At 70.9% G+C, this 21,742-nt stretch carries 23 protein-coding genes; 12 read left to right on the plus strand and 11 right to left on the minus strand.

Translation table 11 applies throughout. The features are described from left to right. Positions 1-44 precede the first annotated feature (44 nt). The 7 genes from OG568_RS13035 to OG568_RS13065 form a co-directional block, all read right to left on the minus strand. Positions 45-815: a YcnI family copper-binding membrane protein gene (locus tag OG568_RS13035; protein ID WP_329531613.1), complete on the minus strand. Its 771-nt coding sequence runs from the start codon at positions 813-815 to the stop codon at positions 45-47. A 40-nt stretch (positions 816-855) separates the two neighbouring features. Beyond that, positions 856-1,467, minus strand: coding sequence for a hypothetical protein (locus tag OG568_RS13040; protein WP_329531614.1), 612 nt, complete (start codon positions 1,465-1,467; stop codon positions 856-858). A gap of 313 nt (positions 1,468-1,780) precedes the next feature. After that, positions 1,781-2,422 (minus strand): superoxide dismutase, encoded by a 642-nt coding sequence (locus OG568_RS13045; protein ID WP_329531615.1) that lies wholly within the window; start codon positions 2,420-2,422, stop codon positions 1,781-1,783. 183 nt (positions 2,423-2,605) lie between these two features. Then, a complete protein-coding gene (locus OG568_RS13050) occupies positions 2,606-3,205 on the minus strand; it encodes a cation transporter (protein WP_329531616.1) in 600 nt (199 codons plus the stop codon). Between the two features lie 125 nt (positions 3,206-3,330). Further along, a complete protein-coding gene (locus OG568_RS13055; RefSeq protein ID WP_329531617.1) occupies positions 3,331-3,846 on the minus strand; it encodes a hypothetical protein in 516 nt (171 codons plus the stop codon). 155 nt (positions 3,847-4,001) lie between these two features. Next, positions 4,002-5,165 carry a HoxN/HupN/NixA family nickel/cobalt transporter gene (locus OG568_RS13060; protein ID WP_329531618.1) on the minus strand — a complete coding sequence of 388 codons (1,164 nt, stop codon included), beginning with the start codon at positions 5,163-5,165 and terminating at the stop codon, positions 4,002-4,004. Between the two features lie 126 nt (positions 5,166-5,291). Beyond that, positions 5,292-5,447 carry a hypothetical protein gene (locus tag OG568_RS13065; RefSeq protein WP_329531619.1) on the minus strand — a complete coding sequence of 52 codons (156 nt, stop codon included), beginning with the start codon at positions 5,445-5,447 and terminating at the stop codon, positions 5,292-5,294. A gap of 98 nt (positions 5,448-5,545) precedes the next feature. On the opposite strand from OG568_RS13065, the gene OG568_RS13070 reads away from it, so the two are divergent. Further along, on the plus strand, positions 5,546-6,376 hold the full coding sequence (locus OG568_RS13070) for a PhzF family phenazine biosynthesis protein (protein ID WP_329531620.1): 831 nt from the start codon (positions 5,546-5,548) through the stop codon (positions 6,374-6,376). An 88-nt stretch (positions 6,377-6,464) separates the two neighbouring features. Here the strand turns inward: OG568_RS13070 and OG568_RS13075 are convergent, their stop codons facing one another. After that, complete coding sequence (locus tag OG568_RS13075) at positions 6,465-6,908, minus strand: Lrp/AsnC family transcriptional regulator (RefSeq protein ID WP_329531621.1); 444 nt, start codon at positions 6,906-6,908, stop codon at positions 6,465-6,467. 169 nt (positions 6,909-7,077) lie between these two features. Between OG568_RS13075 and OG568_RS13080 the strand changes: the two genes are divergently transcribed. Next, positions 7,078-8,379 (plus strand): amidohydrolase family protein, encoded by a 1,302-nt coding sequence (locus OG568_RS13080; RefSeq protein ID WP_329531622.1) that lies wholly within the window; start codon positions 7,078-7,080, stop codon positions 8,377-8,379. A 50-nt stretch (positions 8,380-8,429) separates the two neighbouring features. Then, positions 8,430-8,903 carry a GNAT family N-acetyltransferase gene (locus OG568_RS13085; RefSeq protein WP_329531623.1) on the plus strand — a complete coding sequence of 158 codons (474 nt, stop codon included), beginning with the start codon at positions 8,430-8,432 and terminating at the stop codon, positions 8,901-8,903. Positions 8,904-8,949: 46 nt separating this feature from the next. Here the strand turns inward: OG568_RS13085 and OG568_RS13090 are convergent, their stop codons facing one another. Continuing rightward, positions 8,950-9,795: an MOSC domain-containing protein gene (locus OG568_RS13090; protein WP_329531624.1), complete on the minus strand. Its 846-nt coding sequence runs from the start codon at positions 9,793-9,795 to the stop codon at positions 8,950-8,952. A gap of 186 nt (positions 9,796-9,981) precedes the next feature. Between OG568_RS13090 and OG568_RS13095 the strand changes: the two genes are divergently transcribed. From OG568_RS13095 to OG568_RS13120, 6 genes are all read left to right on the plus strand, one after another. Then, positions 9,982-10,758 (plus strand): SDR family oxidoreductase, encoded by a 777-nt coding sequence (locus tag OG568_RS13095; RefSeq protein WP_329531625.1) that lies wholly within the window; start codon positions 9,982-9,984, stop codon positions 10,756-10,758. 165 nt (positions 10,759-10,923) lie between these two features. Continuing rightward, the gene (locus tag OG568_RS13100; protein WP_266587092.1) at positions 10,924-11,886 is read left to right on the plus strand and encodes an alpha/beta fold hydrolase; all 963 of its coding nucleotides are present in this window, start codon (positions 10,924-10,926) and stop codon (positions 11,884-11,886) included. 33 nt (positions 11,887-11,919) lie between these two features. Continuing rightward, positions 11,920-13,854, plus strand: a complete 1,935-nt coding sequence (locus tag OG568_RS13105; protein WP_329531626.1) for an AfsR/SARP family transcriptional regulator — start codon at positions 11,920-11,922, stop codon at positions 13,852-13,854. 163 nt (positions 13,855-14,017) lie between these two features. Then, positions 14,018-14,896, plus strand: coding sequence for a helix-turn-helix domain-containing protein (locus OG568_RS13110; RefSeq protein WP_329531627.1), 879 nt, complete (start codon positions 14,018-14,020; stop codon positions 14,894-14,896). A gap of 133 nt (positions 14,897-15,029) precedes the next feature. Then, positions 15,030-16,001: an alpha/beta hydrolase gene (locus OG568_RS13115; protein ID WP_329531628.1), complete on the plus strand. Its 972-nt coding sequence runs from the start codon at positions 15,030-15,032 to the stop codon at positions 15,999-16,001. A gap of 57 nt (positions 16,002-16,058) precedes the next feature. After that, complete coding sequence (locus OG568_RS13120) at positions 16,059-16,781, plus strand: alpha/beta fold hydrolase (RefSeq protein ID WP_329531629.1); 723 nt, start codon at positions 16,059-16,061, stop codon at positions 16,779-16,781. A gap of 51 nt (positions 16,782-16,832) precedes the next feature. Here OG568_RS13120 and OG568_RS13125 read toward each other — a convergent pair whose 3' ends face one another. Further along, on the minus strand, positions 16,833-18,302 hold the full coding sequence (locus OG568_RS13125; protein ID WP_329536345.1) for a sensor histidine kinase: 1,470 nt from the start codon (positions 18,300-18,302) through the stop codon (positions 16,833-16,835). 20 nt (positions 18,303-18,322) lie between these two features. Continuing rightward, entirely contained in the window at positions 18,323-19,087 is a 765-nt protein-coding gene (locus OG568_RS13130; RefSeq protein ID WP_329531630.1) for a response regulator transcription factor, read from the minus strand. A gap of 90 nt (positions 19,088-19,177) precedes the next feature. Here OG568_RS13130 and OG568_RS13135 point away from each other — a divergent pair, with 90 nt between their 5' ends. Genes OG568_RS13135 through OG568_RS13145 form a run of 3 tightly spaced genes read left to right on the plus strand, consistent with a single transcriptional unit; the run spans position 19,178 to position 21,699 of the window. Continuing rightward, positions 19,178-20,515 (plus strand): ferredoxin reductase family protein, encoded by a 1,338-nt coding sequence (locus OG568_RS13135; RefSeq protein WP_329531631.1) that lies wholly within the window; start codon positions 19,178-19,180, stop codon positions 20,513-20,515. A 10-nt stretch (positions 20,516-20,525) separates the two neighbouring features. Continuing rightward, a complete protein-coding gene (locus OG568_RS13140) occupies positions 20,526-20,972 on the plus strand; it encodes an FMN-binding protein (protein WP_329531632.1) in 447 nt (148 codons plus the stop codon). Between the two features lie 4 nt (positions 20,973-20,976). Continuing rightward, positions 20,977-21,699, plus strand: a complete 723-nt coding sequence (locus OG568_RS13145; RefSeq protein ID WP_329531633.1) for an FAD:protein FMN transferase — start codon at positions 20,977-20,979, stop codon at positions 21,697-21,699. Positions 21,700-21,742: the final 43 nt, after the last annotated feature.

Raw genomic sequence — 21,742 nt, forward strand, 5'->3', positions numbered from 1 at the left:
CCGCGCCCGCCGAGCTGGGCACCGCGGCCGGTCGCGGTACCGGCCTACTCGGCCCGGGATCCCGCGGAGCGGCTGCGCAGGACCGCGAACACGGCCGCGGCCAGCCCCAGCACGCCCACGACCAACCCGCCGATGCCGAGCCCGCGAGCCGTCGAATCGCTGCTCGACGCGGTCGACTTGGAGCTGCTGGAGCTCTTCGGGGCCGCCGAGGAGGCGGTCGAGGGGCCGCTGTCCCCGTCCTCCGCGTCCTGCGCGTCCTGCGCGTCCTGCGCGTTCTTGGCCGTGAGCTTGAGGAGCGGCGCCGGGTTCTCCGGCTCCTCGCCGCCGGACGCCTCCTCGATCCAGCGAACGGTCTTGCCGTCGGAGTACGTCTGCAGTGTCTTGAAGCTCAACTGGTCGGCGTCTTCGGGTAGTTGACCGAAGGCGACGTTGAAGTCCTCGTACTGGCCCGCCCCGATCTTGCCGCCGGTCCAAGTGATCTCGGAGGCGGCTTCGGTGATGGTGCCGTCGTCGGTCTTGACGGGCGTCTTGAGCTTCGTGGTCGTCACCTTGGCGGTCCAGCCGTCCTGCGGGGTGACGAGCACGCCGAGGACCGGGTGGTCGGTGGGCAGGAAGACCTGGACCTTGGTGGTGCCGGCCGTGTTCTCCTCGTTGGGGACGCGGAAGGAGAGGACGCCGTCGGTGGCGCCCTTGGCATAGCTCTCGGGGTGGACGGTGACATGCGCGGAGGCGACACCGGCGGCGGTCAGGACCCCGGCGGCGGCGAGAGCGGTGACGAGGCCGGCGCGGCGCAGGGTGGTGCGTGTCGTGGACATGGGTGAGTGGATCTCCGTACTGAGGAAGGGATGTCGAGAGTCAGATCGCGTACGACATCCCCGTCGGCGGTCCGCGCCGGTGTACGGCGTACCGCAGCCGCACCCGCCGCGGTGACCACGTCCCGTCGACAGCCCGGCGCGCCGGTTCCGGCGTACTCGATACGCCCCGGAACCCTCGTACCACCTGCCACCAGGCAGCCAGCCCCGGTACGAGCACGACCGCCCGCCGCAGCAGCGACCACAGCGCGGCCTCGCCGCGCCGCAGCCACCAGGTCAGCACGAGGGCCGCCGCGACGTGGGCGGCGGTGGCGTGCGGCGTCAGCGCGTGGGAGTGGGGGTGCACATGGGACATGCGCATCCCGTGCATGACCATCACGGCGTGGGGCCGACTGGCGTCGAACGCCAGGTGCAGCCCTCCCTGGGCAGCGAGCGTCCCACCGCCGATACCGACCAGCGAACGCTCTCGCCCGCCCAGCAGACAGCCGACCACGAAGACCGGCACGGCACCGGCGACCTGCACCCACACGGCCGGCACCACGCCCATGGCCAGCACATGTCCCCCTGCGGCGAGCAGTACGCACAGCACGGCGAACACGGCCGCGCGCAGACTCCGTACCGTCAGGGACACGCTCACGTCACCCGATGCCGACATGCGGCCGGAGGATCTCCCCCCTTCACCGCGCATACGCATCACCGCCACGTCCTACCTGGTCAGACCTGCCTCCCTTTACGAGTCGGACGCGGACACCGTTCAGTTCCCGGCTCGGCGAAGGGCCGCCCGCGGGGGCAGCCCGGTGTGGAGAGACCGAGTCGGCCGGCGACGGCGAGGGCGGGCGCCCACGCGCGGGCGGCAAGCGAAAGGGCTCCCGCAAGTCATCTCCTTGCGGGAGCCCTTCTTCCTGCCGCCTGCTACATGAAGGGTGAGAAGACGATCACGAGCAGGACATCATGGGTGCGCCGGGCCGTCAGGGCGCGAGCAGCAGGCTGTCGCCGCGCTCCTTGGCGGCGGCGTAGCGCTTGGCCACGTCCCGCCAGTTGACGACGGCCCACATGGCGTCGATGAAGTCGACCTTCTGGTTCTTGTACTGGAGGTAGAAGGCGTGCTCCCAGGCGTCGAAGACGAGGACCGGGGTCGAGCCCTGGCCGACGTTGCCCTGGTGGTCGTAGACCTGCTCGACGATGAGGCGACCGCTGAGCGGCTCGTAGGCGAGGACGCCCCAGCCGGAACCCTGGGTGGTCGCGGCGGCCTTGGTGAGCTGGGTCTTGAACTTGGCGAAGGAGCCGAAGGATTCGGCGATCGCGTCCGCGAGCTCGCCGACGCCGTCCTTGTCGAGGGGCTCGCCGCCGCCGTCGCCCGTCATGTTGTGCCAGTAGATGGAGTGCAGGATGTGGCCCGAGAGGTGGAAGGCCAGATTCTTCTCCAGGCCGTTGATCGACCCCCACGACTCCTTGTCACGCGCCTCCTCGAGCTGCTCCAGGGTGTCGTTCGCGCCCTTCACGTACGCCGCGTGGTGCTTGTCGTGGTGCAGCTCGATGATCTGCGGGCTGATGACCGGTTCGAGCGCCGCGTAGTCGTACGGAAGCTCCGGGAGCGTGTAAACCGCCATGGCCGATGTCCTCCGGCTTCATTATTGCCACTCATGTGCAGTTGCACGCTACCAGCAAGAGAAGCGGGGCCCCGCAGTTGGCACGAGGATCGGAGGGTCACCCAGTGATGCGGCACCAAGGGGGGCCGCACATGAGCCCGTCGGGCGGCGTAGCCGAACGGTGCTGATGTCCGGTCCGGGCCGTCAGTGTTCGCCGAAGAGGAGTTCCTTGACCTCGCGCAGCGCGTAGTAGACCAGCACGTACCCGGCGGCCGGATCCGCCCACCACAGGCCGGCCAGCGAGTTGAGCAGCAGGCCGAGCAGCACGGCGGCGGCCAGCAGACCGTCGATCAGGGTGACCCGGCCCTCGGTCTTCAGCACCGGGTTGTCCAGCGCGGTGCCGGTGCGGGTCTTACCGGCGGCGAGGGTGAACATCACCGCGGCGGTCACCGCGGTCCAACCGATACCCAGGGGCGAGTGGTGTGGCCGCAGGCCCGTGGCCAGCGCCCCGGTGGACTGTACGAGCAGGTACACCGCCAGGAGCGCGAAGCCGACACCGATCAGCTTCAGGGCACGGCGCCGGCGTTCCTCGCCGGTACCGGACAGCTCCCAGATCACCACGGTGGAGGCGCCGATCTCGATCAGTGAATCCAGGCCGAACCCGGCCAGCGCAACGGACCTTGCCGAGACCGCGGCGACGGCGAGCACCACCATGCCGATCACGTTCCAGCCGAGCGTGGCGTACTCCAGGACGAAGCCGCGGCGGAGAAGCGTCTGTCGGGTGGCGTCATCGGTGCCGGTCACCTTGAGATCCTTCCAGACCTGCCTACCGACCCGGAACGCGCCTGAGGCAGTGATCCCGTCCGCACCGTCGTCGAGCCTCGGCTGCCCAGGTGGCGCATGTTCGCGGCGGCGACCGCGTGCGGTGGTCAGAGGGCCCAGCGGGCCAACGCCTCGCCCCACTCGGCCACCGGCCCCAGCAGCCGTGGAAGGCCCAAGCCGATCACGGCCACCGGGATCAACAGCAGGAGGGAGCAGCCCATCACCCCGTCGGCAGCGGTCACCCCGGCTCTGTTCCTGCCGAGGCCGGCGAGCAGGACGAACCCCGCATAGAGCAGCGCGGCCATGCCGAACACCTCCCCGTAGGCGAACACGTTGAGGCCGACGGTCCCGGAGTCGTGCCCCCAGGCGTAGCGGAAGGCGGACGCGGCGATCGCCACGGCCAGGAGCAGAGACGTGCACACCAGCACGGTGACCCCAAGGAGTACCGCCGCGGAGGGGGTCTCGACGGAGGAGGGCAGCGTCGGCAGCGGGGCACTTTCGGCCGGCGCGGCCGGCGCGGGCTGCGCATCGCCCCGGCGGGGGCCCGGAGACGCGGTGCCCTCGTGCGGCGCCGGGCCGCTGTCCCCCGCCAACTCGTCCCGGGGCTCCTCAGTTGTGGACACAAGCGTCTCCCCCGTCGGTCCGGTGGCCGCGAACGGCGCCTTCTGCAACGGTACGCAGCCGCGGGCCGCCCGTCAGCGTGGCCGACGAGGGGAAACGGTCAGCCCTGTCATCCCGGCGCCCCGACCTGGGAGGTGACGCCGCGTCGACCCGAGATCTACTCGGCTCCCTGTTCGGCGGGCTGGGCCAGTCCCGCCGTCCACTTCTCCTCGATCCGGCCGAACTTCCACACCAGCAGGGCGACGGCCCAGGTGGCGAAGAACAGGCCGACGATGACATAGCCGATGACGTTGAGGTCCAGGCCGGAGACCCAGTCCCAGAAGGCGCCGTGCAGGGCGGCCTTCTCGGCGATCAGGCCGAGGAGTTCGACGGTGCCGATGATGAGGGCGACGGCGACGGACAGGCCGGTGATGGTGAGGTTGTAGTAGACCTTGCGGACGGGCTTGGAGAAGGCCCAGCCGTACGCGAAGTTCATGAACGAGCCGTCGATCGTGTCGAGCAGCGACATGCCCGCGGCGAACAGGACGGGCAGGCACAGGATCGCGTACCAGGGCAGTCCGGACGCCGCGCCGGATCCGGCGAGCACCAGCAGGGCGATCTCGGTGGCCGTGTCGAAACCGAGGCCGAAGAGCAGGCCCAGCGGGTACATCTGCCACGGCTTGGTGATCGACTTCATCAGCCGGCCGAGGAGACGGTTCATGAACCCGCGTTTGTTGAGCTGTTCCTCCAGCGCGGCCTCGTCGAAGTGGCCGGAGCGCATCTGCCGGAAGACCTTCCAGATCCCCGCCATGATCACCAGGTTGATGATCGCGATGACGTAGAGGAACGTCCCGGAGACGGTCGTGCCGATCCAGCCGGTGACGCTGTGCAGCGTGGAGTCGTCGTTCTCGACCGGTCCGGCCAGCGCCTTGACGCCGAGGGAGAGCAGGAAGGCGAGCGCGAAGACGATGCTGGAGTGGCCGAGCGAGAACCAGAAGCCGACCGACAGCGGCCGCTGATCCTCGTTCATCAGCTTCCGTGTCGTGTTGTCGATGGCGGCGATGTGGTCGGCGTCGAAGGCGTGCCGCATACCCAGGGTGTAGGCGGTGATGCCGATGCCGATCCCGAAGGTCTTGCTGCCCAGGCTGTAGTGCTCGGGGGCCACGATCGCCACGAGGATGAACCAGCCGATGACGTGGAGCGCCAGGATGAACCCGGCCATCCCGCCGAGGCTCATCCACTCCTTGCGCGTCATCGACGTACGGAAACGGTGCCAGCGGGATCCGCTCGGCGGGACCGTGCCGGCCGGGGAGGCGGCAGGGGAATCAGGAGCGGCGGTCATCGGGGAGGGCGACCTCTTTCGAGCGTGCGAGGGACAAAGCAGCCTCCACTTTTATGCGACTAAGCAGTACTTGCAATGGATGCGCATTAAAGCTCCAGGTAGAACTTGGTCATCATCGGGAAAAGCTCAAGCCACGCGTTCGCGTGATCCACTGGGCCGCAGCACGTTCCACTCCGTCATCCCGGAGTTGGCATGCGGGCGTGCGCCGCTCAGCTGCCGGGCCACGGGTGGTCCGCCCTGCTCGAACCCGGCCGGCCAGTCCACTTTGTCGTAACTGGCCATGTGCTCACGACACGGGCGCCCGCTGAGATGGAGTTGCTTCCGCCGACGCGTGAACACGCGGCATCCGCCGCAGCCGCTACCGAAAGGCCGTGATGACCATGTCGCGCACACGCTCGTTCGTACAGGTCGACGTGTTTTCCACGAGCCCCTATCGCGGCAACCCGGTCGCGGTCGTCCTCGACGGGGCGGACCTGACCGACGAGGAGATGCAGCGCCTGGCGCGTTGGACCAACCTGTCCGAGACCACGTTCGTGCTGCCCCCCACTCTCCCGGAGGCGGACTACCGGCTACGGATCTTCACGCCGCAGAATGAGCTGCCGTTCGCCGGGCACCCCACCCTCGGCTCCGCTCGCGCCTGGCTGGACGGCGGCGGAGTGCCGCGGCACGCCGACCGCATCGTGCAGGAGTGCGCCGCGGGCCTGGTCACCGTGCGCCGCGGCGACGGCGTTCTGTCGTTCGCCGCCCCGCCGCTGGTCCGCGACGGCGCGTACCTGAAGCAGATCGTCGCCGCGTTCGGCATCGGCCGTGACCGTGTCCTCGCCCACCAGTGGGTCGACAACGGACCGGGCTGGGCCGTGCTCCAACTGGCCACGGCCGACGAGGTCCTCGCCCTCGAACCCGACCTCTCCCTCATCCCGACCGCGATGGTCGGCGCGATCGGGGCCTACCCCCACGGTTCCCGGCACGACTTCGAGATGCGCACCTTCGCTCCCCGCTGCGGAGTGGCCGAGGATCCCGCCTGCGGGAGCATGAGCGCCGCCGTCGGACAGTGGCTCACCAGCACCGGCGCCGCCCCCTCCGCCTACCGGGTCTCCCAGGGGGCGAGGCTGGGACGGGCCGCGACCATCGAGATCACCGCCGGTACGGACGGCACCGTCTGGGTGAGTGGTGCCACGACCGTCTGCATCCGCGGCACCATCGCCGTGTGAGCACAAGATTGCGCGATTCCATCCCCTAGCACAATCCAGCATCCGATCCTGGCGCAACATGCTGCGAACGTCCTGAACGGCCCCGGGCTCACTCGGTGTGGGTGGAGAGCGTCTTCATGGTGACGTAGCTGCTCACCGTGGCGACGCCGGGAAGGTCGGCCAGCCGGTTGGCGTGGAAGTCCTCATAGGCGGGCAGGTCGGCGACCTCGACCTGAAGCAGGTAGTCGTAGTTGCCGGTGACGTGATGGACATGAACCACCTCGGGCAGTTGGACGACCGCGCGTTCGAAGGCGGCCACGTCGCCGCGGTTGTGCCTCATGAGCCGGACACCGGCGAACACGCGGAGGCCGCGGCCGAGGGCCGCGGGGTCGATCTCCGCCCGGTAGCCGCGGATCACTCCGGCTTCCTCGAGCCGGTTCACGCGCCGCAGGCAGGGTGACGGCGAGAGGCCCACCCGGGCGGCGAGCTCGGCATTGCTGATCCGCCCGTGCTTTTCGAGCACGGCGAGGATGGACCGATCCACATCATCCATAAGGGCAGACTATTGCTCAATCCCCTCGTGTACCACAACCTTATGCCCTGCTCCGGCGCAATTTACTGCCAAAGTTGCCGAGATCGGCCTACATCGACGCGCTGATCAGCGAAGCTGGACCGAGTCATCAACCAGGACGAACAACCCTTTTTCGTGGAGGAGTTTTCAGATGAGGACCCTGCTCACCGGCGGCACCGTGGTCAGCATGGACCCGGCTGTCGGCGATCTCGAACGCGGTGACGTACTGATCGAGGACGGCGTGATCGTCGAGGTGGCCGAGGCGATCGAGGCCCCGGACGCCGAGGTGATCGACGCGACCGACCGGATCGTCATGCCCGGCTTCGTCGACACCCACCGGCACACCTGGCAGACCGCGTTCCGCGGCATCGGCGCGGACTGGACGTTCCCCGAGTGGGCGGTGGCGATGCACCGAACGCTGAAGCCCCGGTACCGGCCCGAGGACGTCTACCTGGGCACCCTGCTCGGCCGGCTGGAGGCCCTGCACTCCGGGGTGACCACGATGCTGGACTGGTTCCACTGCGCGCAGAGCCCCGAGCACGCGGACGCCGCCGTGGCGGCGCTGCGTGACACGGCCGGACGGTCGGTCTTCTGCCACGGCGCGGGATGGGGCACCACCGGATCGGTCGACGCCGAGATCCGCCGCGTCCGCTCCGCGCTTCCCGGGGACGCCGGCCTGGTCACCATGTCGTTCGGGCTGCGCGGTGCGGAGGACACCTCCTTCGACACCGTCGCCGAGGAGCTGAAGCTGGCGGCCGAACTCGGCCTGCGGACCAGCCTGCACGTCGAGTCCGAAGGGGTCCGGCGCCCGGTCGCCGACCTCCATGAGCACGGCCTGCTGCGGGACACCACGACGTTCGTGCACGCCAACGGGATCGGCGACGACGAGCTGCGGATGCTCGCGGACGCCGGCGCCTCGGTGTCCATCAGCCCGGACGTCGAGCTGAAGATGGGGTTCGGCTGGCCGATGACCGGCCGGATGCTGGCCGCCGGCCTGCGCCCGACACTCTCCATCGACGACGTCCCCTCCGTCGGCGGCGACATGTTCTCCACCATGCGCACGACCTACGTGGTGCAGCGCGGCCTGGACGGCGGCCTGGGCTCCCGGGACCTGCTGGAGTTCGCCACCGTCGACGGCGCCCACGCCCTGGGGCTCGCGACCCGGACGGGCAGCCTCACACCCGGCAAGGACGCCGACGTGATCCTGCTGCGCACCGACGACCTGACCGTCTTCCCGGTCACCGACCCCGCCGGCACGATCGTCGCCGCCGGCCACCCCGGCCTGGTCGACACGGTCCTCGTCGCCGGCCGCGTGGTCAAGCGCGACGGCGTACTGGTGGACGTGGACCTGCGGGCGCTCAGGACCCGCCTGCTGGAGTCGCGCGACCGGGTCGCGGCGGCCGCCGGTGTCCCGCTCGACGGCACCTGGCGTCCGCGGCCGAAGGCGGCGTAACCGCACAACATCGTCGGCCGCGGCGGGCGATGACGGCCAGGGCGCCTGTCATGATCGTCATCATGGGGATACACATCGCATCGGCCGGGGTGGCCGACTTCCACCAGGTCCTGACTGATCACCCCCGTTACTGGGGCGAACGCGACCTTCGGTCGCTGCACCTTCTGGCACTGGTGCAGGAGTTCGGTTCCACCTGCTTCGTCGCCCGAGCCGAGGACGGAATCCGTGGGTACGTCTTCGGGTTCGTCACCCCGGACGGCACCGGGTACGTACATCTGATCGCCACGCGGGACGACGCCCGTGGCACCGGTCTCGGGCGTCGTCTGTATACGGCGTTCGCCGAAGCGGCGGAACGTCACGGTGCACGACGGTTGAAGGCGATCACGTCGATCGAGAACACCGGCTCGATCGCCTTCCATCGCAGCCTCGGCTTCGATACGAAGATCGTCGACGACTACAACGGCCCCGGCCGGGCCATGGCCGTCTTCCACCGAGATCTGCCGCTCGACGTCTCGTGGCCCTGAGCATCATCGAGATCCCCCCTGAGGGACTCACCTGTTCCGCACGTGGTCAGGAAGCCTCCTGGGACGTGACCGAGTCGCCCACTCGGACCGTCCCCGCTTCAAGAACGTCCAGGTACACGCCGAGGCACGAAAGCCGACCCAGGTCGAACACCGGTATGCGGTGGTCACGGGCAACGGCACGCATGATGCCGGGGTCCGGCGGCAGTTCGTCATGGCCGAGCGTGGGTATCACGCAGCGAGGCGTGGGCACCACGACCCGGAACAGCGCCTCCCCCACGCGCAACCGTGACCCCAGCCAGGCGTCCTCGGGGAAACCCGGCCCTCCATGGGTGTCCACGACCAGGTTCGGCCTGAAGCGGCGCGCGTCGAAGTCCCCGGCGGGGTACACGGTTCGCATCCGGGCCAGGGCCGCGGTGGTGACGAGGTGGACCTGGCCGAAATCGAAGAACGTCCCGGGTGCGACGCTGCCCGTCGTGATGCTCTCTCCGGTGTCGTCGACGGCTGCCGACTCCCGCACGACCTCCGGGACACCGCCTTCGTACGCGGGCACGGCGCGCTCCAGCCTGCCGTGCTCCGGTACGGCGGCCGAGACGAACACCTGGCGGCCCAGCAACTTGGACAGCCGCAGATCCAGGTCGGGGTCCTCCACCGACACGGCAGTGCCGTCCGGCAGCACGACCCGGACCACGCCGGATTCATCCAGTCGGCTCCGACAGCGCAGCAACGCCCCCCACTTCCGCGGGTGTTTGGCGCTGCCCACGGCGCCCGTCCCGTCGAGCACGGCGTACACCCGGTCCCCGGACAGCCCGCCCTCCGTGACCGCCACGGCGATCACGGCCTCGCCCAGCATCGACTTCACCGGATACCGGTACAACGCTGTCACAGTCCCCATGGATCAATGATGACGGCCCGTCCCGCGGAACCTCATCGCATTCCGGGTCGCCGACCCGCGCTGCGCGAGCGGCCCCACGTCCAGCGGGCACGAGTGGTACGGGATCCCCGCCGCCACCGGCTTCCTGACCTGCCCCCGGGAAAAGGCGGTTGCCGATCCGGTGCCCGTCATGAACGATCTCCGACCATGATGACGAGCACCGGCGCCCCGACTGCCCGCCCGCTCGCCCTGATCACCGGGGTGGGACGCACCGTCGGCATCGGTGCGGGCATCGCCCGTCGGCTGGCGGCGTCCGGCTGGGACATCGCCTTCACCTACTGGACTCCCTACGACGAGCGCATGCCCTGGGGCCCCGAGTCCGGTGCGGCCTCAGCCATCACCGACCTCCTCGCCGAGCAGGGTGCCGCCACCACGGCCGTCGAGGCGGACCTTGCCGACCCGGACGCTCCGGCCCGTGTCTTCGACGAGGTCGAACGCGGCCTGGGCCCCGTGACGGCCTTGGTGATGTGTCATTGCGAGTCGGTCGACTCCGGGCTGCTCGACACCACCGTCGAAAGCTTCGACCGGCACTTCGCGGTCAACGCCCGCGCCACCTGGCTGCTGATCCGCGAGTACGGCCGACGGTTCACCGCCGCCCCCGGCAGCGGCCGGATCATCGGCCTCACCAGCGACCACACCGTCGGCAACCTCCCCTACGGCGCGAGCAAGGGCGCTCTGGACCGCATCACCCTGGCCGCCACGCACGAGTTCGCCCACCTCCGCATCACGGCCAACGTCATCAACCCAGGGCCGGTGGACACCGGATGGATGACGGACGAAGGGCGCGCACACATGCTCAGCCGGACGCCCCTCGACCGCCTCGGCACCCCGCAGGACACCGCCCACCTCGTCGACTTCCTCTGCTCACCGGAGGGTCAGTGGATCAACGGCCAACTCCTCTTCAGCAACGGCGGATTCGCGTAGTGGGCCGGCGCGCGCTCACCGCCCTGCCGGGGTCGGCCGGGAAGTGTTGGGGCCGCGCCGACAGCGGCTGCCGCGACGTTCAGACCGCGGGAAGAGCCGTTGCGTGCCCGTCAGGCCCGGTGTCGGCGCCGCCGCCCGAAGATCACGGCACGTACGCTCGTATGCATGGTTCAGCATCGCATGGTTGACGCGAACGGCGTTCGGCTGCACATCGCCGAGCAAGGCGACGGCCCCCTGGTCGTGCTCCTGCACGGCTTCCCCGAGTCATGGCACTCCTGGCACCACCAGTTCGGCCCTCTGGCCGACGCGGGCTTCCGAGTGGTCGCCCCCGACCAGCGTGGATACGGGCGCAGCGACCATCCCGACGACGTCGACGCGTACACCATCCTCCACCTGGTCGGCGACGTCGTCGGACTGATCCAGGCCCTGGGCGAGGAGAAGGCGTACGTCGTCGGGCACGACTGGGGCGCGCCGGTCGCCTGGCACACCGCGCTGCTGCGACCGGACATGGTGCTCGGGGTGGCCGGTCTGAGCGTGCCGCCCCCGTTCCGGGGGACGGAGCCTCCGCTGGCCGCCATGGAGAAGAGGTACGAAGGCCGCTTCTACTGGAACTACTTCAACCGTCCCGGTGTCGCCGACGCCGAGTTCGCCAAGGACACCCGCACCGCGTTGCGGAAGTTCTTCTATTCGGCCTCCGGCGACGCTCCGGTCGCCCGCGAGCGCAAGCAGCCGCTGGTCGACCCCGAGCGGGGCTGGCTCGCGGCCATGCCGGACCCCGAGGTACTGCCCGAGTGGTTCACCGAGGACGATCTCGACGCGCTCACGGAGAGTTTCTCCAAGGGCTTCACCGGCGCTCTCAACTGGTACCGCAACCTCGACCGCAACTGGGAACTGACCGCTCCGTGGCACGGCGCCGTCGTCACCCCGCCCGCCCTGTACGTCTACGGCGACCGCGACGCCGTCCCCGCCTTCCCCGGCACACCCGAGCTCATCGCACGCCTCCCCGACCTCATGCCCAACCTGTGGCGCAAGCCCCTCGAACTGGCCGGCTGCGGGCACTGGACCCAGCAGGAACGCCCGGACGAGGTGAACGCGGCGCTCATCGAATTCCTCAGAGGCTGCGCCTGAGCCCGGCCGCCGAGACCTCCCCGCGGTGCGGCCGTGAATCCCGGTAGCGTCAAGGGTGGGAAGGGGGAGTTCGACGACGTGATGCGGTTCGAGGTGCTGGGCCCGTTGCGGGTCCGGCGGGCGGAGCGGGACCTCGATCTGGGGTTCCCCCAGCAGCGCGCCCTGCTGGGGCTGCTCATGGTGCGGGCGGGTCGGCCGGTGCAGGTGAGCGAGATCGTCGATGTGCTGTGGGCGGGCCGTCCGCCGGTCAGCGCTCCGAACGTGGTGCGCCGTTATGTCGGTGCGCTGCGGCGGCTGCTCGAACCGGGGCTGCCGCCCCGCGCACCCGGCCGTCGTCTGCCGCGCCGCACCGGTGCCTACCTCCTGGACGCGGAGCCGGACGAGATCGATCTGCTGCGGTTCCGCGAGCTCACCCGGCAGGGCAAGCGGGCCGTCGCCACCGGCCGGCCCGAGGTGGCGGTACGGCAGTTCGTCGGGGCCCTCGGCGAGTGGCGCGGGCCGGTGGCGATGGGGCTCCCCGCGTCGGCCCGGGAGCACGCCCTGTTCCGCGCCGTGGAACACGAACTGGTGCTCACCACACGGATGGCGGCCGACGCGGCTCTGCTGTGCGGCACGGCGGGCCTCGTACTGCCGAGCCTGCGCCGGGCCGTCGAACTGGAGCCCCTCGACGAGCCCCTGCACGCCCGGCTGGTGATGGTGCTGGCGGCCTGCGGCCTGCAGGCCGAGGCGCTGACGACGTACGAGGAGATACGGCGCCGGCTGGCCGCGGAGTTGCGGGTCGCCCCGGGTGTCGAGCTGAGCGAGGCCCACACCCGGGTCCTCCGGCAGGAGCTGCGGGCGTCCGCGCCCCCGGCGCACCGACCGGTCAGGACACCGCTGTCCCAACCGGTGAGACTTCTCGCCCGGCCGGCCCAGTTGCCGCCCGGCCTGACGGTCTTCGCCGGCCGGGGCGAGGAGCTCGGGAAGCTGACCGCCCTCGCCGGGGCGGCGGCGTCCTCCGGGGCGCCCGGAACGATCCTCGTCAGCGGAATGGCGGGCATCGGGAAGACCGCGTCGGCCGTGCACTGGGCCCACCAGGTCGCGCATCGGTTCCCGGACGGTCAGCTCTACGTCGAGCTGCGCGGCCACGACCCGGCCGCCAGACCCGCGACGAAAACCGTGGAGGCGCTGCGTGGGTTGGTGGTGGCGCTCGGAGCACCGCCTCGACAGCTCCCGCCCGACACGGCCGCGCTCACGGACCTCTATCGCGAGCTGCTGAGGGACCGACGCGTCCTCGTCGTGCTCGACGGCGCGGCCGACACCGACCACGTACGCCCGCTGCTGCCCACCGCCCCGGGCTGTCTGGCCGTGGTCACCAGCCGTGACCGGCTGCCCGGTCTGATCGCCTCCGGGGCCCGGCCGCTGTGTCTGGAACTGCCGTCCACCACCGACGCCCACGCCGCGCTGGCCCTGCGCGTCGGCCCCGAGCGGTTGGCCGCCGAACCCGAGGCGACCGAGGAGATCATCGAGCGCTGCGGCCGGCTGCCGCTGGCCCTGGCCATCGTGGCCGCGCGCGCCGTCAGCCGCCCGGACTTCCCGCTGGCCGCCCTCGCCGCCGAACTCCGCGCCGCGCGCGGGAGCCTCGACGCCTTCGCGGGCGTCGGCGGGACGGCCGACGCCCGCGCCTCGTTCGCCGCGTCCCACCGGTCGCTGGCGGCCGCCGACGCCCGGCTCCTGCGCCTCGTGGCGCCGCACCCCGGCCCCGACATCACCGCGGACACCGCCGCCGGCCTCACCGGTCTGTCGCCCCGCGAGACCGGGCCGATCCTCGACCGCCTCGCCGACGCCCATCTCGTGTGCGAACACGCTCCGGGCCGCTACACCGTGCACGTCCTGCTGCGCGCGTTCGCCACCGAGCTCGCCGAGGCCGCTGAAGCCGCTGAAGCCGCCGTGACGGAGCCCCTGTCACTCCCGCGTCACTCTTTTTGAACTCCGCCCGACCTATTCTCCGAGCGGAGTGGACGATCGGCCCGCGAGGCGGCGCCGCTCCTCTCGACAGTTCGGCAGGGCTCGGAGGCAACGGCGGATGACGTCCAGTTTCAGCACCATGGGGACCGGCCGCGGTGAGACGGGTGAGACCGGTAGGTGTCGCATGCCCATGGGCCTCGACATCGTCGTCTCGGGCGCGGCACCCACGGAGCTGCCCGGGGCGGGCCGACCCCAACCGGCCCGGCGGGCACACCGGTTGGTCGCCCGGGACAGCGGCGAGTACCTCTTCGTGGGCATACGAGGTGCGGCAGGCGTACGAAGTGCGGCGAGCGTGCGAGGGGGGAGCGGCGCGCACAGTCCGCGGCAGCCCGAGGACGTCTTCCTCACGCCGGGAGACATCTGCTTCTACGACGCGCACGATCCCGCGGCGCTCGACTTCCCCGAGTGTTTCCGTACGAAGGTGTTCCTCGTGCCGTACGAGTCGCTCGGGCTCTGCGAGACGGACGTGCGCCGGCTCGCGGGGACGTCGGTTCCCCGTATGTCCCGGCTGGGCAGCCTGCTGTCACCGTTTCTGTCCGAACTCGCGGACACGGCCTCCTCGTCCCGGCCGCCGGTCGGCGAGCTGCTCGCCTGGAACGCCGTGAACGTGCTGGCCACCCTCGCCACCGAGCGGCTGGGCCGGGACGCGACCGGCACGCCCGACGCCCGGACACCGATGATGGCCCGGATCCTGGAGTTCATCGACCTGCACCTGACCGACGAGGACCTCTCCCCCGAGACGATCGCCGGGGCCCATCACATCTCCGCGCGCTATCTGCACCGGCTCTTCCAGGACGAGGGCACCACGGTCGGCCGGTGGATCCAGCGGCGTCGGCTCGAGGAGTGCCGCCGGGACCTGATGATCCGCGTCCGGGGCGGTCGGACCATCGCGGCGGTGGCCAACCGCTGGGGGTTCATGAGCGCCACCCACTTCAGCCGGGTCTTCCGCGCCGCGTACGGCATGTCACCCAGCGAATGGCGGGACACCGTCGGCCGCCGCTGAGGCGTCTTTCGTGCGCTGTGAGTTCAACGGCGGTGCGCTGATGGACCATTCACACCCGCACCGTGTCTCTAGCGTGGGTGCGAGGCCGGAACATCGCCCGGCGTACCCAGGAACAACGCTTCAGGAGATTCCCATGTCCGACGCCGTAGAGCCGGTCAAGCCTGTACTGGAACCGGCGGCCGCCGCTTTCGCGGAAGCCACCGCCAATCCGCCGTACCTGTTCGACCTCGCCCCGGCGGAGGGCCGCAAGGCCGTCGACGAGGTGCAGTCCGGCGAGATCGAGATGCCGGACATCGACGAGGAGTGGATCACCGTCCCGGGCGGTCCGACGGGCAGTGTCCGCGCCCGGATCGTGAAGCCCGCCGGCGTCGAGGGCACCCTTCCGGTGATCCTCTACATCCACGGCGCGGGCTGGGTGTTCGGCAACGCCCACACCCATGACCGCCTCGTGCGGGAGCTGGCCGTGGGCGCCGAGGCCGCCGTGGTCTTCCCCGAGTACGACCTCTCGCCCGAGGCCCGCTACCCGGTCGCCATCGAGCAGAACTACACCGTCGCGCAGTGGGTCGTGCGGCAGGGTGCGTCCAAGGGGCTGGACGGCACCCGCCTCGCGGTGGCCGGCGACTCCGTCGGCGGCAACATGACCGCCGCGCTGACCCTGATGGCCAAGGAGCGCGGCGATGTCCCGCTGCTCCAGCAGGTGCTGTTCTACCCGGTCACCGACGCGAGCTTCGACACCGGCTCCTACCACCAGTTCGCCACCGGCTACTTCCTGCGCCGCGACGGCATGCAGTGGTTCTGGGACCAGTACACGACCGACGAGGCCGAGCGCGCCCAGATCACCGCCTCCCCGCTGCGCGCCACCACCGAGCAGCTCACCGGCCTGCCCCCGGCCCTGGTCATCACCGGCGAGGCCGACGTCCTGCGCGACGAGGGCGAGGCCTACGCCAACAAGCTGCGCGAGGCCAAAGTGCCTGTCACCGCCGTGCGCTTCCAGGGCATCATCCACGACTTCGTGATGCTCAACGCCCTGCGCGGCACCCACGCCGCCGAGGCCGCCCTGACGATGGCCACCCGTACGCTGCACACCGCGCTGCACGCGGGCTGACCAGGTCCACAAGACCGACGCTGATCAGGTCCACAAGACCGACAAGGAGAGACAGTCATGTCCGGGAACACCACTCCCACCGCCCTGCTCGTGCACGGCGCGTTCGCCGACGCCGCCAGCTGGTCCGGCGTCATCGCGGAACTGCAGAACCACGGCATCCCCGTCGTCGCGCCGCCGAACCCGCTGCGCTCTCTCGCCTCCGACGCCGCGTACATCGCCTCGGTGGCCGCGCAGATCGACGGCCCCGTCGTGCTGGTCGGTCACTCCTACGGCGGCGCGATCATCACCGTCGCCGGTACCGCGGAGAACGTGGTCGGGCTGGTCTTCGTCGCGGCGTACGTCCTCGAGGAGGGCGAGAGCCTCGGCGAGTTGCAGGGGCGCTTCCCCGACTCACCGCTGGGCAGCAGCCTGAAGCAGACCACGTATCCCGTCGAGGGCGACGACCCGGCCGTCGAGGTCACCGTCCTCCCCGAGGCGTTCCCGTCCGTCTTCGCCGCGGACGTCCCCGCCGACGTCACCAAGGTGCTGGCGGTCGCCCAGCGTCCGCTCGCCGCCGGGGCGTTCACGGAGACGGCGAGCGCCGCCGCGTGGAAGACCAAGCCCTCCTGGGCCCTGGTCGCCGCCGCGGACCAGGCGATCAACCCCGAGGTCGAGCGCTTCGGCGCGAAGCGTGCGGGAGCGACGATCCTGGAGGTCGAGGGCGCCTCGCACGCCGTCGCGGTGTCCCAGCCGCGGGTGGTCGCCGAGCTGATCCGCGACGCGGTCCGCGCGACCGGCTGAGGCACCGGCTGAGCGAACCGACGGCGGCTGCGTGGACGTACTCCCCCGTAGTCACGGGAGCGCGCGCGGGAGCGGGAGGCGGATCGTGAACGCCGTGGAGCCGGGGCGGCTGTTCAGTTCGATGGTGCCGCCGTGGGCCCGGACCAGTGAGCGGGCGACCGCGAGGCCCAGCCCGCTGCCGCCGCGGTCACGGCTACGGGCCTTGTCGACGCGGTAGAAACGGTCGAAGACCCGCTCCTGGTCGGCGGGCGGAATCCCGGGCCCGGAGTCGGTGACCCGCACGACCGCCGTGCCGGACGAGCCGACGCGCCCCGGCTGCCCCGCCTCCGTGGCCGACACCTCCAGGCACACCTTCGTGCCCGCCGGGGTGTGCATGGCGGCGTTGGTGAGCAGGTTGTCGAGGACCTGTCGGATGCGCAGGGGGTCCAGGCGCAGGCGCACCGGGTCGGGGCCGGCCGTCACGGACAGCGCGTGCTCCCCTCGTCCGGCACGGAAGGCGTCCGCCGCCTCTCGCGCCAGTTCCACCAGGTCCGCGTCCTCCAGCCGCAGCGGTGTCTCCACCTCGGCGGCGTCCAGTCGGGCGAGGAGGAGCAGGTCGTCGAGGAGTACGCCCATCCTGGCGGCCTCGGCGCGCAGCCGGGCCAGGTGCTTCTCGCGTTCCTCGGGCTCGTTGGCGGCGGCGTACTGGAAGAGGTCCGCGTAGCCGCGTACCGACATCAGGGGCGTACGCAGTTCGTGCGAGGCGTCCGCGACGAACCGGCGCAGTCGCTGTTCGGCCTCGGTGCGGACGGCGAGCGCGTCGTCGATGTGCTCCAGCATGGTGTTGAACGCGGTGCGCAGTTCCTCGACCTCTGGTCCGCCGCGCCCGCCCCCGGCCCGCACCTCCAGCCGCGCCGAGCCGGTGAGGTTGTGCGAGGTGATGCCGCGGGCGGTGTGCGCCATGTCGCTGAACGGTCTCAGCCCGCGCCGCAGTACGGTCCGGCCGAGCACGACGAGCCCGAGCAGGGCGAGCGCGAAGGTGACGACCTGGACCGTGATCAGCTGCCGCACGGTGGCCTGCATGTCCTGCATGGGCGCCGCGGTGACGAGGACGACGCCGGGGTCGACCTCGCAGGCGCGCAGCTTGTACATGCCCTCGCCCTCGATGTGCGCGGTGCGCAGCAGGTGCGCGTCGCCCCCGTCCGGCAACGCCTGGGCGGCGGCGGTGAGTTCGGCGGTGTCGGCGGGGACGTCGGCGGGCTTGCGCAGGACCGCCGTACGGCCCTTGACGTCGTACACGGCGGTGAACCAGCCGTAGTACGGCCGCCGCTGGACGGTGCCGTGCGCCTGGGCGTCCTTGGACTGGGTGACCTGGACGAGCTTCATCTGCTCGCCGAGCTGACGTTCCAGGTAGTCCTTCATGTACGTCGTCAGGGCCGTGCCGACGACGGCGAACACGACGAGGGACAGCACGCCGATGCCGAGGGCCAGCCGGGTGCCCAGGCGTGTCCGGCGGTAGGCGCCCCGGAGGCGGGCAAGCACTCCGCCGGCCTGGGGGCCGCTCACTCGGCGACCTGTCGCACCACGTATCCGACGCCCCGCACGGTGTGGATGAGCGACTCGCCGCTGTCGGACTCGCCGCTGCCGTCGAGCTTGCGGCGCAGCCGGCTGACGACGAGTTCCACCACGTTGGAGCGGCCGCCGAAGCCGTACTCCCACACGTGGTCGAGGATCTGGGCCTTCGTGAGGACGGTGGGCGACTTGCGCATGAGGTAGCGCAGGACCTCGTACTCGGTCGGGGTGAGCGTGAGCAGCCGGTCGGCGCGCCGCACCTCCCGGGTGTCCTCGTCCATCGTCAGGTCGGCGACCTGGAGCACGGAGCGCTGGAAGCCGGGGCCCGCGGCGCGCCGCAGCACGGTCCGCAGCCGCGCCATGAGCTCCTCGACCGCGAACGGTTTGACGAGGTAGTCGTCGCCGCCGCGGGTGAGGCCCGCGACCCGGTCCGCGACGCCGTCGCGGGCGGTGAGGAAGACCACGGGCACCATCGTCCCGGACTGCCGCAGCCGGTCGAGGACGGCGAACCCGTCGAGGCCGGGCAGCATCAGGTCGAGCACCACGATGTCGGGGCGGAACTCGGCTGCCCGGCGCAGCGCGTCCTCGCCGGAGTACGCGGTCATCGCCTCCCAGCCCTCGTAGCGGGCGACCGTCGCGACGAGGTCGGCGATGGGAGGGTCGTCGTCCACGACCAGGAGGCGCACTTTTTCCACCTCCTCATAGTGCGTGACGTGGCCGTCGACGCCATAGCCGCCGACGTCTCTGATCCACATCGATAAATACTTGAAAGTTGAGCGACAGTAAAACGACAGCTCCCACCGGCAGGCTCGATATCCCCACACCCGAACGAGGAGCTGCTCTCCGTGACCACTGTCGAACGTGTCCAGCCGCCCCCGACGGCGATACGCCCGAAGGTGGTGGCCCGCACCGGGCTGTACGCCCTGCTGGCCGCGAACGCGGCCGTCGTGACCGTGTTCTTCGTCCAGGCCGGGCCCGGTTCGGACACGCTGATCATGCTCGGCCGGCTGGCGGGCCTGTACGGGGCGCTCCTGATGGCCTTCCAACTGCTCCTGGTCGCCCGCCTGCCGTGGCTCGACCACCGGATCGGCATGGACCGGCTGACCTCCTGGCACCGCTGGGTCGGCTTCGGCCTGCTGTGGACGCTGCTGTCGCACGCGCTGCTCATCACCCTCGGCTACGCCGGGGCGGCGTCGGCGTCCTTCTGGGACGAGCTGGTGGAGCTGGCCACGACGACCGAGGGCGTGCTGCGGGCGGTCGTCGCGCTGGCCCTGATCCTCGTGATCGGCGGGGTGTCGGCGCGCTTCGCGCGACGCCGGCTGGCCTACGAGACCTGGCACTTCATCCACCTCTACACGTATGTGGCGGTGGTGCTGGCCTTCACGCACCAGGTCGCGGTGGGCACCACCTTCACCACCTCGTCCGCGGCCACCGCCTACTGGTGGAGCCTGTGGGGCGTGGCACTCGGATCGGTGTTCCTGGGCCGGGTGGTCCTTCCGGTCCGGCGGAACCTGCGCCACCGGCTGCGGGTCTCGGCCGTCGTCCCCGAGTCCGACAACGTCGTCTCGGTCTACGTCACCGGGCGCGACCTCGACCTGCTGCCCGCGCGGGCCGGACAGTTCTTCCTGTGGCGGTTCCTGACCAAGGACCGCTGGTGGCAGGCGAACCCGTTCTCCCTGTCGGCCGCCCCGGACGGCAACCGGCTGCGGCTGACCGCGAAGACGGCCGGCGACGGCACCGCGGCCCTGCGGCACCTGAAGGTGGGCACGCGGGTCTTCGCCGAGGGGCCCTACGGCGCCTTCACCACCCTGCACCGCACCCGCTCGGAGACCCTGCTCGTCGCGGGCGGTGTTGGCATCACCCCGATCCGGGCCCTGCTGGAGGACCTGCACGGCCATGTGGTGCTCATCTACCGGGTGGCCACGGACCGGGACGCGGTGCTCCTCGACGAACTGCGGGAGCTCGCGTACGCCAAAGGCGCCGAGCTGCACGTGGTGACCGGTCCGGCCACGCCGGACAAGCTGGCGCCGCGCGAGCTCGCGCGGCTCGTGCCGGACGTCGCCGAACGGGACGTCTTCGTGTGCGGGCCGCCCGCCATGACGAGCGCGGTGCTGCGCACCCTGCGCGACCTGGGCGTGCCGGGGCCGCAGATCCACTTCGAGCGTTTCAGCCTGGCGGGATGAGAGAGACACCGTGAAACGAGCACTGCCTGTACTGGCCCTGTCCATCGCCGGTCTGATCCCGCTGTGGCGCTACGCACCGTCGAGCGGTACGACGACGACCACCGAGGTCGCCGCGCCCGCCTCGACTCCGTCTTCATCGTCGTCATCGTCTTCGTCGCCTTCGTCGCCCTCCTCGTCCTCGTCCGCGTCGTCCTCGGCCTCCCAGGTCGTCCAGGGCTCCACCGTCAACACCTCCAAGGGCGCCGTACAGGTGGAGGTGACCTTCGAGGGCGACAGGATCAGTTCGGTGCGGATGCTCCAGCAGCCGAACCACCCGCAGACCACGGCGGCCGTGCCGAAGCTGATCCAGGAGACGCTCCAGGCGCAGAGCGCCGACATCGACTCGGTGTCCGGCGCCACGATCACCAGCGAGGGATACGTCACGTCGCTCCAGGCCGCCCTCGACGCGAAGGGATAGCGGGATGCGGCGCGTCGAACAGGTCATGGGGTTCCCGGTCTCGCTGCGGATCGACGACGAGAACGCGTCCGAGGAGAGCGCGGATCCCGTGTTCGCGTGGCTGCGCGAGGTCGACGCCCGCTTCAGCCCGTTCCGTGCGGACAGCGAGGTGTCCCGGCTGGACCGGGGTGAGCTCACCCCCCACGAGCTCAGCCCGGACCTGGCCGAGGTCCTCGGTCTGTGCGAGGAGTACCGGGTCGCGACCGGCGGCGCGTTCGACGTGCGGCTGCCCGGCCGCGGCCTGGACCCCTGCGCGATGGTGAAGGGCTGGTCGGTGCAGCGGGCCGCCAACCTGCTCACCGAGCGGGGCACTTCCCGGTTCTGTCTGAACGCCGGTGGTGACGTGGTGGCCGCGGGCGGTCCCTGGCGGGTGGGCGTACGTCATCCCGAGCGGGCCGACCGGCTGTGCACGGTGTTGGAGATCACCGACGGCGCGGTGGCGACCTCCGCTCGCTACGAACGCGGGGACCACATCCTCGACGGGCGCACCGGCCGTCCGGCCACCGGGCTGCTCAGCATCAGCGTCGTGGCGCCGTCGCTGACCGAGGCGGACGCGACGGCCACGGCGGCGTTCGCGATGGGCGCGGAGGGCGTCGAGTGGGCCGCGGCGCGCGAGGGCTGCGAGGTGTTCGCGGTCGACGCCGAGCGCAGGGTCCTGCGTACCGCGGGGCTTCCGGTGGCCGGATGACCGCCCCTGTGTGACACCCACCGGATCCAGCCACGGCCCGGCC

The organism is Streptomyces sp. NBC_01450 (assembly GCF_036227505.1).
Taxonomy (GTDB): Bacteria; Actinomycetota; Actinomycetes; order Streptomycetales; family Streptomycetaceae; genus Streptomyces.

Bases quoted from the DNA above. Each gene is read 5' to 3' on its own strand.
- OG568_RS13040 (WP_329531614.1), bottom strand. From the start codon at position 1,467: ATGTCGGCATCGGGTGACGTGAGCGTGTCCCTGACGGTACGGAGTCTG.
- OG568_RS13035 (WP_329531613.1), bottom strand. From the start codon at position 815: ATGTCCACGACACGCACCACCCTGCGCCGCGCCGGCCTCGTCACCGCT.
- OG568_RS13090 (WP_329531624.1), bottom strand. From the start codon at position 9,795: ATGGGGACTGTGACAGCGTTGTACCGGTATCCGGTGAAGTCGATGCTG.
- OG568_RS13080 (WP_329531622.1), top strand. From the start codon at position 7,078: ATGAGGACCCTGCTCACCGGCGGCACCGTGGTCAGCATGGACCCGGCT.
- OG568_RS13130 (WP_329531630.1), bottom strand. From the start codon at position 19,087: ATGTGGATCAGAGACGTCGGCGGCTATGGCGTCGACGGCCACGTCACG.
- OG568_RS13145 (WP_329531633.1), top strand. From the start codon at position 20,977: ATGCGGCGCGTCGAACAGGTCATGGGGTTCCCGGTCTCGCTGCGGATC.
- OG568_RS13070 (WP_329531620.1), top strand. From the start codon at position 5,546: ATGTCGCGCACACGCTCGTTCGTACAGGTCGACGTGTTTTCCACGAGC.
- OG568_RS13120 (WP_329531629.1), top strand. From the start codon at position 16,059: ATGTCCGGGAACACCACTCCCACCGCCCTGCTCGTGCACGGCGCGTTC.
- OG568_RS13075 (WP_329531621.1), bottom strand. From the start codon at position 6,908: ATGGATGATGTGGATCGGTCCATCCTCGCCGTGCTCGAAAAGCACGGG.
- OG568_RS13060 (WP_329531618.1), bottom strand. From the start codon at position 5,165: ATGACCGCCGCTCCTGATTCCCCTGCCGCCTCCCCGGCCGGCACGGTC.
- OG568_RS13100 (WP_266587092.1), top strand. From the start codon at position 10,924: ATGGTTCAGCATCGCATGGTTGACGCGAACGGCGTTCGGCTGCACATC.
- OG568_RS13045 (WP_329531615.1), bottom strand. From the start codon at position 2,422: ATGGCGGTTTACACGCTCCCGGAGCTTCCGTACGACTACGCGGCGCTC.
- OG568_RS13085 (WP_329531623.1), top strand. From the start codon at position 8,430: ATGATCGTCATCATGGGGATACACATCGCATCGGCCGGGGTGGCCGAC.
- OG568_RS13065 (WP_329531619.1), bottom strand. From the start codon at position 5,447: ATGGCCAGTTACGACAAAGTGGACTGGCCGGCCGGGTTCGAGCAGGGC.
- OG568_RS13110 (WP_329531627.1), top strand. From the start codon at position 14,018: ATGCCCATGGGCCTCGACATCGTCGTCTCGGGCGCGGCACCCACGGAG.
- OG568_RS13115 (WP_329531628.1), top strand. From the start codon at position 15,030: ATGTCCGACGCCGTAGAGCCGGTCAAGCCTGTACTGGAACCGGCGGCC.
- OG568_RS13095 (WP_329531625.1), top strand. From the start codon at position 9,982: ATGATGACGAGCACCGGCGCCCCGACTGCCCGCCCGCTCGCCCTGATC.